This is a genomic window from Psychrobacter sp. DM8 (genome assembly GCF_051307025.1).
Lineage (GTDB): Bacteria > Pseudomonadota > Gammaproteobacteria > Pseudomonadales > Moraxellaceae > Psychrobacter.
The window spans coordinates 314,678-327,554 of record NZ_CP195538.1 but is presented as its reverse complement, the minus strand read 5'-3'; the positions used below and the strand labels follow the sequence as shown (position 1 = coordinate 327,554).

Sequence of the window (12,877 nt, the reverse complement as noted above, 5' to 3'; positions counted from 1 at the left end):
CTATCCATTACATCTAAATATAAAAATATCAACCAATAAAACCTTATTGATTGATATATCGTGCTATTACTATCGGTATGGCTATATTTACTTATGCACTAAGTAATAATATAACTAAATACCCTTATAGCTGGGCATAAATATCAGCATCTAAGCCTTCACCGCCTTGCTGACCGTCGCCGCCTAATGAGAACAAGTCATAAGGTCGATTCTCACTGCCTGGGGCGACATATTGCAGCTCGTTCTCCCAGCCATCAGTCGGATAGCCGCCTTTTATATAGCCGCCTTCTGGATAGTTTTTGGCGTCGGCGGGCGGCGTTGTTAGCGCCTCTAAACCTTGCGCCGTCGTCGGATAGCGAGAGTTGTCCACTTTATACATGTCAAGGGCGTTCGATACCGTAGCGAGCGCTGTTTCTGTGGTTTTGACGCGAGCTTTATCGCTTTGTCCAACCACTCTAGGTACGACTAAGCCTGCCAAAATAGCCAAGATAACAATGACGACCATGATCTCAATCAAGGTAAAGCCTGATTGACGCCTTACAACTGGCGTCGTTTTTGCTGAGGGTAAATTATCATTATTAAGCGGCGCTAAGATTGCCGTATTGTTGGTTTTAGTCATCTGTAGGGTATCAGCCATAGGTGTGGTCTCAGTTGTAGTCGTTGCTTAATTTGCAAAGAGTAAAGCCTTATTAAGCGGTTATAGCTTGGATTAAATTAACGTTACTATAGTACAGTTGTCTAAGACAAACAAATTATCATCACAAACCGCCGCTTATCCAATATCTCAACGACGACATCAGTGCTATCTACTATAGCCCACCTACTCCTTTAACGACATTAATCGCTGTCAATAGACAACAGCGGGCAAAACTTGCGAAACCTTAGATAGAGTTAAGTGATATGTCATTTAGCAAAAGCGCGGCGCTAAATTAGCCTGCCAAATCGTTCATATTGACGATAGGTAGCATCACCGCCATAACGATAATCATGACGATTACGCCCATAAATACCAGCATCAACGGCTCAAGTAAAGATAACAAAGTACTGATAAAGTTGGTCGCTTCTGCCTCTTGCATGTTGGCGGCGCGGCTGAGCATATTCTCAAGCTCGCCTGAATTCTCTCCACTTTTGATCATTTGTACCATCATCGGTGGAAAATAAGCAGACTTTTCTAACTGGCTTGAGAGACTGGCGCCCTCGGTCACTCTGTCGGCAGCAGTGATAATGGTTTGCTGGATATGTAGGTTGGTCGCCACTGCCGCGCCAATATGCAGCGCTTCTATCAGCGGCACCCCTGAGCGCACTAATATCGCTAAGGTGCTAGCAAAGCGCGCCGCATTTAGGCCTTTGGACAACCGCGCTAAGATAGGTAACTTAAGTACAATACTATCTATCGTAAGCTTACCCGCCTGCGTCTGCGCAAAGCGGTAAAACAAAAAGGAGGCGCCCGCTAATACCAGTAGCATCAGCCACCACCACTGAGTAATAACATTCGATAGGGTCAGAACGACTTGGGTAATAAGAGGTAGCGCTTGCTCTGATTGTTCAAACACTTTGACAATTTTGGGTACGACAAAGCTCATAAGCCCCATAATGACCGCGACCGCCATTACCATCAGCACAATAGGATAGACCATAGCGCCTTGGATTTTCTTTTGTAGGGCAAAGCGGTTTTCGGTGTAATCGGCCAATTGATTGAGAATCAGATCTAAGTGACCAGACTTCTCCCCTGCTGCGATAGTGGCGATGTACAGCGGCGGAAAGCTCGCCGCTTGCTGTAGCGCACGCGCCAAACTCAAACCCTCAAGCACATGTGCGCGCACGGCAAGCATCAAGGATTTGATATGGGTTTTTGGGGATTGCTTGGCAACAGCGGCTAAAGTTTCCTCAAGCGGGATACCGGCGGCGAGCAAGACAGAGAGCTGGCGGGTCAACAGTGCAAGCTCATAGGCAGAGGGTTTTTTGTAGCGGCTCTTGCTTTGATGTTGCCTATCATTGACGGCGTTGACTTCGACTGGTGTCCATGCTTTGTCCCGCAGTTGCTGACGTACTTGGCGTGCAGAGTCGCCTTCTAACAAGCCTTTTTTCATACTGCCTTGATCATCAAGCGCCTTGTAATGATAAGCGGGCATAACAGCAGTATCCTAAGCGAGCATCAAAAATACAGGTGAATTAAAATAGCGGAGTGGAATCATTACTCTCAGGCATCATGCCTTGGAGCAATAAAACATCTAGATGCTGCTGTTGTAGTTTTTTGTCAAAATCATTGACCTCAGCGATGAGCATTTTTTCAATACGTTTATCTGAGGCATAAACGCTTAGGCGCGCACAAATAACAGCCAACTGGTAGATACGTTTTTTGCAATAGCCATCCAACCCTTGCAGCAATCTCACCATATATGGCGTCTCAAGGCTAGCGTAGTCATAACCGCTCACCGCGTGCTCATCAAGTGCGGTCACATTGTAGCTAACAGATAAGTGCGCGCAAAAGTAACAGCTGAATAAATATCCGACCACATGACCGATGTAATAACCGCGATCATAGCTAAAGCTGCTGACACCAAAGTGACTGAGGACATAATTGTTAAGACTTGCCTTGTCAGCTATCGGTTTGGAGCTTTTGAGCTTGCCGATAGTGGGCAGACGTAACGGGTTTTGACCATCTTGCGAAGTCAGCTGCCATCCTGCGGGCTGCTGGGCAGGCATGTGACGCACAATATCGGCAATGATATCATCAACCACGTGTAACTGCTGCCATAGCCGCTCTAAAGGCTGGGTATCGATAAGACCGCGTTTATCGAGATTTTGTGCAAGCAGATGTTGCTGATATTCAGCAAACTGTGACTTGAGTGTCTGTACTAGATACGTCGGACGCGTACTAGCTGCAACAGTATATAGTAGCTGCGTGCGCTGATACTGAGTGCGATAAAGCGCTAGGCGCGCATCAGCTACAGTAATGTCTGTATGAGTGACAACGTTGTATTCATCGTTATGGTCATCGCCATCATTTACTGTAAACAACGCTAGTAAAGCTGCCTTGTCAATCGTATCCTCACTGACCATTTGCTGATTGTGCTCTGCTGCGCTAGAGCTTGACTTTTGATGCAAACTTTCATTATCAGGTCTAGAAGTTGATTGGATCATAACACACCATTTGTAGCAAAATTGAATAAGTGTCAGTCTATAAAGCAAAAGAACTCGATGTCTTATAGTACCTCAAGCTCGGCAGATTGTCATAGTCTAATATCAAAGCGGCAAGCGTTTTGAGTGTCACTATCTAAAGACATAAACAAGAATGCCAAGATAATCTATCTTGGCATTCTTGTTTGTGTCTGCTTAACTCTTATTAATTAGTTTTCTAAAGTGTTCCTGACGATAAGCCTTTGGTGATATCCCATAAATGCGCTTGAACGCTTGACTAAAGGTGGAGTCCGACGCGTAGCCTACCAGCTCGCCGATGCGGCTAATACTGTGTTGTTGCAGGCGCAAATAGCGCGCCGCCAAACGTAGACGATAATCTGTTAGATAAGTCAAAGGCGGCATGCCTACGACGTCTTTAAAGCGCTGAGCAAAACTTGAGCGCGACATACCCGCCACTTCAGCGAGGCCATGAATAGTCCAATTGTAATCTGGCGCGTCATGCATAACGGTTAACGCTTTAGTCAAAAACGGATCTTTCATAGCCCCAAGCCAACTGTCGGTCGCCTCGGGTAGGCTCTCTATATAAGTGCGCAGACATTCAATCATCATAATGCTCGCCCAATGATTGATAACGGCTGTTTTGCCCATACGCTCGCGCTGTGATTCTAAAGTCAGCAGTCTAATCTCGACATCAACGACTTCAAACCTAGCACCAGAGCTTGCGTTGAGCTCTGGCAATATAGAGGGCAATACAGAGAGTATCGGACGTACCATCTCTTTATCGTACTTGCATTCAATCAAGATCACAGAGACGTTGGCATCGCCGCCACTATCGAGATCAAGTGTGTTATTGATACAATTAGCGAGCCTATCATCTAATGACGTTGCCGAATTACCGTTATGGTTAACAGCATAGCTTCTGTGATGATGAGAGTTTGATAGCATGATCGTATCGCCAGTTTTTGCCTGTCGAATCTCGTCTCCGACATCAATACAAAAACTACCTGATAGCACAACGTAGAATAAGATACAGTCCTGTCTATCCATAGAAAAGGACCAGTCGCCCGTGCCATTGAGACGATAATATTTAGTTTCAAACAAATGCACATTTTGTAACAACACACTGAGTGCGTCCATCTATTTATCCCTTAGTGGTTCAGCAGTTAGTAAATAAGCCCATTAAGATAACCAACGAGCTGATATTAAACCATATAAATCAATTCGAGTGGATAGAGACTAAAAATATAAATACGTTGAGCACATAATCACTTTATCTTAGCTGACTAAAAATATTGTTTAAGAAGAAAGTAGTTTTGCACCTTGCGCCATAAAGCTTAGCATTAAAAGAGTGCTACAAAAACGATATCAAATACTAAGGGGGGGAATAAAAAGCAGACGCAAAAAATTGCCACAAGAGGCAAGCGTTTTAAGCATTATTTGAAGAGGATAGTACAGAGATAATTGGGGCGACTGATGGGACTCGAACCCACGACCACCAGGATCACAACCCGGGGCTCTACCAACTGAGCTACAACCGCCATAACTGATGCCTATGATAGGCAAGATTTGCAGGCTAAATGGTGCGCCTGGCAGGATTCGAACCTGCGGCCACCTCCTTAGAAGGGAGATGCTCTATCCAGCTGAGCTACAGGCGCTCTTAAGGGCTTTTTATCTACTTAGGTTTGTAAGTAACTAAACCATTATACATAAAAAAAAAGCCTGTAAGGCTCTCAAAATAGATGGTCGGAGTGATAGGATTCGAACCTACGACCCTCTGGTCCCAAACCAGATGCGCTACCAAACTGCGCCACACTCCGATAAACTCTATCTTTGCTACGATAAGACTCTCTTTAATGCACTACCAGCAAAGCTGCTAACTCATTAATGATCATCGCTATCGAGGTGCATATATTAAGCGCTAAGGCGGATAGTGTCAACACCTATTTATAAGTATTTTATAAATAGGGGCTTGGCGTCTTGTTAACCTATAGAATAATACTTATCGATGGCACTCATTGATTATGGATGTGGTATGCGCTTTATTGCCAGCGTTTACGTTAAGTATTAAGGTTAAGCGTACCCTCTAACACATTAAATGGCATCAGCCATAGCTTACGCGGCGATGCACTCGGTTGACTCAGTGCTATATTCCCTTGCGGCTTGAGGGCAACAGGCCGACGACTATTTAGGACAGGATATACCAGCCATACGTGCTCAGCTTGATAAGCCTGCGCGTAACTACTGAGCTGATAGGCGTCACTAGAGGTGATCGCACCTGCTGGCGTGAGCGACTTCCATTTTATATCGATGACGTGGCTGTAATTGGTTTGTGTACTAGTGGACAGTGGTGATTTGTGATGAAGGATTAACAGATCTGGACGCATAGAGAGCTGCGTCTGTCCAGTGTCGTCACTAAGCCAAATACTTTGTGCTTGGTACAGGGGCTGATAATCTGAGTCGATAGTTTTAAGGGTAGCTGCGATACTTATACTCGCCCACTGCTCAAACATTTGATTCATATTCAAAAGAACGCACAAGCGCATCTTTGGCGCTGACACAGGTTGTACATTAAGGCCATGACCTGCCTCAATGTTTGACTGTTTAAGCAGCCAATATGCCAAATCTAGCAGCTGCTCGGCTCCGCGGCGTTGATGCAGGCTTAGCGGTTGACTGGTAAGCTGATATTTTGCTTGCTGATATACTGCCTCTAACTGACGCCGCTCTTGATGATTGAGTGCGGTTATAGCTTGCCAAGGTAGTAAGGCCCAAACTTGCTGATCTAACAAAGGCGCAAGTAGTATAAGCGCACTTTTTATTATGCGATTGGCGATAATCTCTTGATTTAATTGGCTTATCTCGCAGACAAACTTGTGCGGCTGATGACGATTACGTTTAAGCTGCTCTTTGATAATGAGCTTGCCTTGCATCACCATATCATTACGAGTTTGCGGCTGATAACGACTACTAGGCCGATATTGCGATAAATATTGAACAAACTGCGCGATTAACCATTCTGATAACGGAGGCTTTGCTGGCGGCAAATTGTCTGATATAGGTGCTACATGGGTGCTGATATGACCAAAGTTTTTGCTACTAATTGACGAAGGGCTCAGAGCGGCGAGCATGTTGTGCACCCAGCGCCGCGTCTGCTCAAGGCTATGATCTGTACTGCTTGCGCTCTCATCGTCTATATGAATAGGTTTAGGTAAAATCTCCAGCATACTCCCGCTTGGCAACAAGATAATACCGATATAATACCCAACTTTGAGCTGCCATTGTCCCTGTTTGCGCTTGATAGTAAACACCGTTAGCTCTTCACTGAGCAACCAATCAAAATCTGTCGTCCACGCAAAGTCACGCGCTGTTAAACGCTGATGCTCAAAAACGGTCATCGTAATAATATTATTCATCGTGAACATCAATCACTGTAAATATCAATCTGTGTGGTTAATACAAGCGCTGATAAATATCGGCGCTGGTAAATTCACCCTTTTGTGCGACAAGGTCAGGGTTTATTCTATAGCTACTTGTGCCCATAGACTGCCCCAAAAATGCGTTTTGATTGGCAGCACTTGGCAGATGCTGGCTGGGTATGAATGACTGGCTATCTTGAACAAACTGCGCCGCTAATGGCTGCGACTCATCTTTGAAGATATAGTGCAAGATAGTGGACTGATTACCGGCCGCTTGCGCCAACTGCGGAATAATCTGCTGCACCAAAGCCTCTTGCAAATGCTCAAAAGTTGCAGTAGACCACAAAAAAGCATGGCCCAGCTGCGCCTCAGCGCCTAGTGTTTGAATAATGCGGGTATTTAAACCTGTCAATAACTGCCCTAAATCTATCGCAGCCCTGCTATCATTATCAGCATGAATAACCGATAACAGCTCAGGCTGCGGCGGACAATCAATAAAATGAAAGCGCCGACGTAGCGCCATATCGAGCGGGGCAAGTGAGTGGTCTTGAGTGTTCATCGTCGCATAAATATCGACATTGGCAGGCACGCCAAACACGCGCCCTGAATAGGCCAGATTGACCCTCATCACATTTGGCATCCCAAGACGCTTATCAGGTTCGATGAGGCTGAGCAGCTCACCAAATACGCGTGAGACATTAGCGCGATTGATCTCATCGATCAACATAGCGTAGCGCTGATTGGGGTCACGCAGGGCGCGCTGACATAACTTTAAAAATGCCCCATCTTGAATATCATAAGCCTGCTTGTTAGCGCCAATGACAGGTCTGATGCCCTCTACAAATTCCTCATAACCGTAAGCTTGATGAAAGCTGACCATAGTGTAGCGCTGCTGGTGCACCCTATTATTGCTTAAGCGATTATCAGCGCAAGCTTGCTGATACTCTGCCAACTGCTCACCTAGTACAGCGAGTGACTCTTGGCTCTGTGGCAATAGATACCAAGCGCCGCTCGCGTCTTTATCAAAATACGCCTGCCCTGCTCTATTATCACAATTTACCGTCTGCGACTCTACTGGACTGTGCATTTGTAGCACAGACCACGCCGTGCTATTTAGGTGTTTGCCGCGCTCGTTTTGCGCCGCTTTTGCCAAAAAAAACGTGTGCGCGACAAGCTCAGGCACTTTAACCAAATCCTGTCCTTTGTGCTTTAAATCCAAAAACACAAGACAAATAATTTCACGCCAGCTGCGATCTTGTAATAAATGATCAAGCAGACAGTCGCTATCTGAAGGAGGCAGATAGTCGGTGTATTGTTCGGCGATTTGTAGCAAACGATGAGTTTTGCCAGTACCTGCAACGCCAGTATAAATAATGTTGTTAGGCTTATGGGTTGGCAAATCAGGCTCCAATAGATAAATTACGTTGATAGCGACTTTATGAGCGCTTAAGTTCATGGTAAAAATGACACAGGTATAGCGATTGAGGTACTATTATCACTATCATCTTAGCAGGGTATTGCCAGCTTTGAGCTCGCTAAGCTACCGCTACTATTATTATGTTCAATTTAAGGGATCTTGTATGTCAGGATTATTTAAAAAGCTTCCTAACAAGCTTATCGATAAATTACCCACCAAAATATCTGATACTAGCCGCATGCAAGAGGACAAGCCTAGCAGCACTTTAAAGCCTATTAACAATCAATTCACTAAACTGTTGTCTATTACCAAATACTTGCCAGCTACCGCGCGCTCCAAGATTTTATCAAAAGCTTTTGGTAAAGTGGTACCCTATGTCGGTACGACAGGTATCTGTTATGAGACGGTCGAACCCAATCAAGTGGTTGTCAGTTTGGACAATGACAAGGCAGTACAAAACCATATCGGCTCTATCCATGCGGTGGCGATTACTTTACTTGCTGAGACAGCCACTGGGTTTATTTTGGGATTAAACCTGCCCTCTGATCGTATATTATTAATAAAATCTTATTCTGTAAATTTTTATCGCCCTATCAAAAAAGGTCAAATTGCAGCGGTAGCGAGCCTATCCGATGAGCAGCGCCAACATATCTTGGACACGCCCAAAGGCGAGATGATCATTCCTTGTGTTATCGAAGACCGCGAGTCTGCGAGTAGCCGCGACCCTATCACCGTTGAGATGATGTGGGCGTGGATACCCAAATCCGAGTTAGAAGCGCGTCGCCAAGGTAAGGGCGATAACCTATCAGATACTGATCAAGATAAGCAAGCCACTGATACAATCAAAGCGACAGAGGATGAATAACACCCCCTAGTATCATACTCATAAGTATAATACTCATATTTACAATAAAGGAGATCACTATGATTAGTCATAATAATCTATTTAAAATACTATCTAAAGCCGTACTTATAGGTGCCTGCTCGCTCGGTCCATTGAGCGTTGTGCTGACAGCTCAAGCTGCACCAACGACGACGATGAGCAAAACTGCGCCAGTCTTTTTAGGTGATGGCGGTGACTATCCTTTTTCTAGTGCAGTACGCGTTGGCGATACCTTGTACATGTCAGGTCAGATCGGCTTTAAAGACGGTCAGCTGGTCAAAGGCGGTATCAAAGCTGAGACCAAGCAAGCCTTGGACAATATCAACATGACATTGCTAACGTATGGCTATCAAAAATCAGATATCGTCAAATGCTTGGCTATGCTCACAGATATGGATGATTTTGCTGATTTTAATGAGGTCTATAAAGCTGAGCTTGCCAAACCTTATCCTACGCGCTCCGCTTTTGGCGTAGCGGATCTAGCAGCAGGCGCTAGTGTTGAGATCGAATGTATCGCTGCAAAATAGCTCTATAGCTCTATAGCTCTATAGCTCTATAGCTCTATAGCTCTATAGCTCTATAGCTCTATAGCTAGGCACTTTAAGTTAAGCAGTCCAAATCAAGCAAATAATCTAAGCTACTTGGCAAAATTATAAAACGCGCTGAATAGATGGGCGCGTTTGCCTGCTTATTTTATACCAACAAACCCTCATCAGTAGATGCACTCTCTTTGGTCACTCGCAATACCTCCTCCAGCGTTGTCCGCCCTGCTATTACTTTGTGCAAACCATCTGCGCGGATCGATGGCGTTTGCAGGCGGGCGTAAGACTCCAGCTCATACTCTGCAGTATTGCTATGGATCATTCGGCGTAGTGCATCATCGACAGGCACCACTTCATATATCGCGGTACGTCCCTTAAAGCCAGACTGATTGCATTTATCACAGCCAACAGGTTTTGGTAAGCTAATGACGCCATCAGGCACGCTTAAACTTATGTCGATCTCATCAAAGAGTTTGGCCTGCTCACTGTCAGCTGCCTGCCATGTATGACAGTGGGTGCATAACGTACGAACCAGGCGTTGTGCCACTACGCCAATTAAAGATGATGATAATAAGAACGGCTCAACGCCCATGTCTTGCAAACGCGTGACCGCGCCAATCGCGGTATTGGTATGCAGAGTTGAGAGCACCAAATGCCCCGTAAGTGATGCTTGTACCGCAATCTCAGCGGTCTCAATATCACGGATCTCACCGACCATCACCACATCAGGATCTTGGCGTAGCATCGCCCGCAGGCTTTTGGCAAAGGTCATATCGACTTTGCTATTGACCTGCGTCTGCCCAATACCGTCCAATTGAAACTCAATAGGATCCTCTGCGGTCAAGATATTACGCGTCTGATCGTTTAGATCAGTGAGCGCTGAATATAGCGTCGTTGTCTTACCCGAACCGGTCGGTCCTGTGACGAGGATAATACCGTGCGGGCGATGAATCAGCCGTTTAAGCTCGCTGTAGTCATTATCTGAGAGCCCCAGATAGGTCATGTTTAATCGTCCTGCTTGCTTATCAAGCAGACGCATGACCACGCGCTCACCAAAGCTTGATGGCAGGGTGGATACCCGCACATCGACCTCGCGTCCTGCTAAGCGCAAGCTAATACGACCATCTTGCGGCACCCGTTTTTCGGCGATATCAAGCTTGGCCATAACCTTGATACGTGAGACTAAAAGCGGCGCTAATTGCCGTTTTGGGGTAATAATCTCTTTGAGCTCGCCATCGACGCGAAAACGAACGACCAAGCGCTTCTCAAAGGTTTCGATATGAATGTCTGAGGCGCTCAAGCGAATGGCTTCAGAAAGCAGTGCGTTAATCAGGCGAATGATCGGTGCATCGTCTTGAGAGTCCATCAAATCTTCGGTTTCAGGGACGCTATCAGCCAAGCTATCAAGATCAGGATGATCCTCCAAACCTGCGGCGATGTGCTGTGATTCACCAGTATTATTGGCATAAACCGCATTGAGTCTTTTTTCAAAGTTGTCGCTATCGATACTCTCGTAAGTCGGTATGCTAGGCACGCCCTGCTGCTGCAAAAAACGCATGGCTTCATTAATCGCAGACAAAGGCGTAGCTTTGGTCAGTACCAAAGTTGGCGGTAACTGAGGATCAATGGCTAGCATGATCAAAAGCTGATGACGTTTGGCAAAACTGTATGGCAGCTGCATCATAAAAACGACCTGATAATAAGAGTAAAAATCAAAGCAAAGATAAAACGCATAAGTAAATAATTACCAGCGGTACGTGCTTGCAAGTTTGTTATAATAGCATTTTGTTTTAAGCTGCGCTTAATCATAGCAAAAGCCGATATTTATCGTGTCACTATTACTTTTTAAGCAACGATGTGTGACCCTTAGCTACTTTTTATCTATACCCGTTTGACTATTTTTACGCTATAGTTATCATAACGCTATAGCCTATTACCTATCGCCATAAAAGGATTTATCATGCGACTAATGACAGCCGTCGACCAGTTGTTTTTACTTTTAGAGTCGCGCCGACAGCCGATGCATGTCGGTGGTTTATTTTTATTTGAATTGCCAGAGGATGAGCAAGACTCAGACAGTGACTTTGTCTATAACCTTGTGCAGCAAATGCAAACCTCAACCGTCCCGCCAAGCTTTCCTTTTAATCAGGTACTAGAGAACTTGCTGTTTTGGAAAGAGGATGATGAGTTCGATGTCGAGCATCATTTTCGTCACGTTGCTCTACCAAGCCCTGGCCGCGTCCGCGAGCTACTTATGTACGTGTCAAAAGAGCATAGCCGCTTACTTGATCGCGCCATGCCGCTTTGGGAATGTCATGTAATCGAAGGTATTTTGCCTGAGTCTGAAGGACAGCCTGGCCGTTTTGCTTTATACATCAAGATTCACCACTCATTGGTTGATGGTATTGCAGCGATGCGCATTGTGCAAAAGACCTTGTCTCAATCACCAAATGACCCAGTATCTTTGCCTATATGGTCGATGGTTACGCGCAGCAATGATAAAGATAAGCTCATCTCAGAGGTGCCCTCAACTAGGCGCATAATCAAAGAGCAGCTATCAACCATCAAGCCTGTATTTACAGAGCTTATGGACAATTTTAAGCACAGCGGTGATGAGGATTATGTCGGCACTTTTGACGCGCCAAAGAGCATTCTTAACCACCGTATCTCAGCCTCGCGCCGTATTGCAGCGCAGTCTTATGATATACGCCGCTTTGAGACTATAGCTGAGCAATTTGATATCAGCGTTAATGATGTGGTGCTTGCAGTTTGCTCAGGTGCGCTCAGACGTTATTTACTCGATCTAAAAGCACTACCGAAAAAACCTTTGATCGCCTTTGTGCCGATGTCACTGCGCGGAGATGAGAGTGCCTCTGGCAACCAAATATCGTTTTTGATGGCAAACCTAGGTACTCATTTAGAAGACCCTGCCAAACGCTTACAACTGATTCATGACAGTATGAACAGTGGCAAGCGCCGCTTTCGCCGTATGAATAAGGCGCAGGTCATCAACTACAGCGCCATTGCCTATGCTTGGCAGGGGCTGAACACCCTCACAGGTTTATTCCCCAAAAAACAAGCCTTTAACCTGATTATCTCTAACGTACCAGGTTCCAAAAAAGAGCTCTATTGGAATGGCGCTTTGCTAAAAGCTCTGTATCCGGCGTCAATCTTGGTCAATGGGCAAGCGCTGAATATTACGCTTGCAAGCTACCTCGATAGAATCGAGTTCTGCATTACTGCCTGTAGCAAGCGCTTACCACATGTACAAGATATGCTCACCTTAATTGAAGAAGAGCTGACGATTTTGGAGCAAGTCAGCGAAGATAAACGTTTAAGTGCGTTAGAATATAAGGTCTAAATGCATGAGATATTGTTTGAAAATCTAAATGCCTAAAACCAAAAAAGCTGACTCCATTTTGAAGTCAGCTTTTTTGTGATCATTTGTCCCGTCCTAGAATGAGTTGACACTTTTTAGGCG

Annotated in this window: 10 protein-coding genes and 3 tRNA genes; 3 read left to right on the top strand and 10 right to left on the bottom strand. The window is 45.3% G+C overall.

Features of this window, described 5'->3' with window-relative positions; translation table 11 throughout:
- Positions 1 to 124 precede the first annotated feature (124 nt).
- From gspG to ACR64J_RS01460, 9 genes are all read right to left on the bottom strand, one after another.
- On the bottom strand, positions 125 to 505 hold the full coding sequence (gene gspG, locus ACR64J_RS01500) for a type II secretion system major pseudopilin GspG (protein WP_435951001.1): 381 nt from the start codon (positions 503 to 505) through the stop codon (positions 125 to 127).
- 424 nt (positions 506 to 929) lie between these two features.
- Positions 930 to 2,132, bottom strand: a complete 1,203-nt coding sequence (gspF, locus tag ACR64J_RS01495; protein WP_435950167.1) for a type II secretion system inner membrane protein GspF — start codon at positions 2,130 to 2,132, stop codon at positions 930 to 932.
- Between the two features lie 40 nt (positions 2,133 to 2,172).
- Positions 2,173 to 3,144 (bottom strand): hypothetical protein, encoded by a 972-nt coding sequence (locus ACR64J_RS01490; protein ID WP_435950166.1) that lies wholly within the window; start codon positions 3,142 to 3,144, stop codon positions 2,173 to 2,175.
- A gap of 192 nt (positions 3,145 to 3,336) precedes the next feature.
- A complete protein-coding gene (locus ACR64J_RS01485) occupies positions 3,337 to 4,278 on the bottom strand; it encodes an AraC family transcriptional regulator (protein WP_435950165.1) in 942 nt (313 codons plus the stop codon).
- A 325-nt stretch (positions 4,279 to 4,603) separates the two neighbouring features.
- Positions 4,604 to 4,679: transfer RNA gene (locus ACR64J_RS01480), tRNA-His, on the bottom strand.
- Positions 4,680 to 4,719: 40 nt separating this feature from the next.
- Positions 4,720 to 4,796 (bottom strand) — tRNA-Arg (locus tag ACR64J_RS01475).
- A gap of 85 nt (positions 4,797 to 4,881) precedes the next feature.
- Positions 4,882 to 4,958 (bottom strand) — tRNA-Pro (locus tag ACR64J_RS01470).
- 240 nt (positions 4,959 to 5,198) lie between these two features.
- Positions 5,199 to 6,551 carry an McrC family protein gene (locus ACR64J_RS01465; RefSeq protein WP_435950164.1) on the bottom strand — a complete coding sequence of 451 codons (1,353 nt, stop codon included), beginning with the start codon at positions 6,549 to 6,551 and terminating at the stop codon, positions 5,199 to 5,201.
- A gap of 37 nt (positions 6,552 to 6,588) precedes the next feature.
- Positions 6,589 to 7,953: an McrB family protein gene (locus ACR64J_RS01460; RefSeq protein WP_435950163.1), complete on the bottom strand. Its 1,365-nt coding sequence runs from the start codon at positions 7,951 to 7,953 to the stop codon at positions 6,589 to 6,591.
- 181 nt (positions 7,954 to 8,134) lie between these two features.
- Here ACR64J_RS01460 and ACR64J_RS01455 point away from each other — a divergent pair, with 181 nt between their 5' ends.
- Positions 8,135 to 8,836 (top strand): DUF4442 domain-containing protein, encoded by a 702-nt coding sequence (locus ACR64J_RS01455; protein WP_435950162.1) that lies wholly within the window; start codon positions 8,135 to 8,137, stop codon positions 8,834 to 8,836.
- Positions 8,837 to 8,895: 59 nt separating this feature from the next.
- Positions 8,896 to 9,381, top strand: coding sequence for a RidA family protein (locus ACR64J_RS01450; RefSeq protein WP_435950161.1), 486 nt, complete (start codon positions 8,896 to 8,898; stop codon positions 9,379 to 9,381).
- 166 nt (positions 9,382 to 9,547) lie between these two features.
- Here the strand turns inward: ACR64J_RS01450 and gspE are convergent, their stop codons facing one another.
- Entirely contained in the window at positions 9,548 to 11,080 is a 1,533-nt protein-coding gene (gene gspE / locus ACR64J_RS01445) for a type II secretion system ATPase GspE (RefSeq protein WP_435950160.1), read from the bottom strand.
- 276 nt (positions 11,081 to 11,356) lie between these two features.
- Here gspE and ACR64J_RS01440 point away from each other — a divergent pair, with 276 nt between their 5' ends.
- Positions 11,357 to 12,757, top strand: coding sequence for a WS/DGAT/MGAT family O-acyltransferase (locus ACR64J_RS01440; protein ID WP_435950159.1), 1,401 nt, complete (start codon positions 11,357 to 11,359; stop codon positions 12,755 to 12,757).
- Positions 12,758 to 12,877: the final 120 nt, after the last annotated feature.

Coding starts and splice junctions, on each gene's coding strand:
- gspG (WP_435951001.1), bottom strand. CDS start 505: ATGGTCGTCATTGTTATCTTGGCTATTTTGGCAGGCTTAGTCGTACCT.
- gspF (WP_435950167.1), bottom strand. CDS start 2,132: ATGCCCGCTTATCATTACAAGGCGCTTGATGATCAAGGCAGTATGAAA.
- ACR64J_RS01490 (WP_435950166.1), bottom strand. CDS start 3,144: ATGATCCAATCAACTTCTAGACCTGATAATGAAAGTTTGCATCAAAAG.
- ACR64J_RS01485 (WP_435950165.1), bottom strand. CDS start 4,278: ATGGACGCACTCAGTGTGTTGTTACAAAATGTGCATTTGTTTGAAACT.
- ACR64J_RS01465 (WP_435950164.1), bottom strand. CDS start 6,551: ATGAATAATATTATTACGATGACCGTTTTTGAGCATCAGCGTTTAACA.
- ACR64J_RS01455 (WP_435950162.1), top strand. CDS start 8,135: ATGTCAGGATTATTTAAAAAGCTTCCTAACAAGCTTATCGATAAATTA.
- ACR64J_RS01450 (WP_435950161.1), top strand. CDS start 8,896: ATGATTAGTCATAATAATCTATTTAAAATACTATCTAAAGCCGTACTT.
- gspE (WP_435950160.1), bottom strand. CDS start 11,080: ATGATGCAGCTGCCATACAGTTTTGCCAAACGTCATCAGCTTTTGATC.
- ACR64J_RS01440 (WP_435950159.1), top strand. CDS start 11,357: ATGCGACTAATGACAGCCGTCGACCAGTTGTTTTTACTTTTAGAGTCG.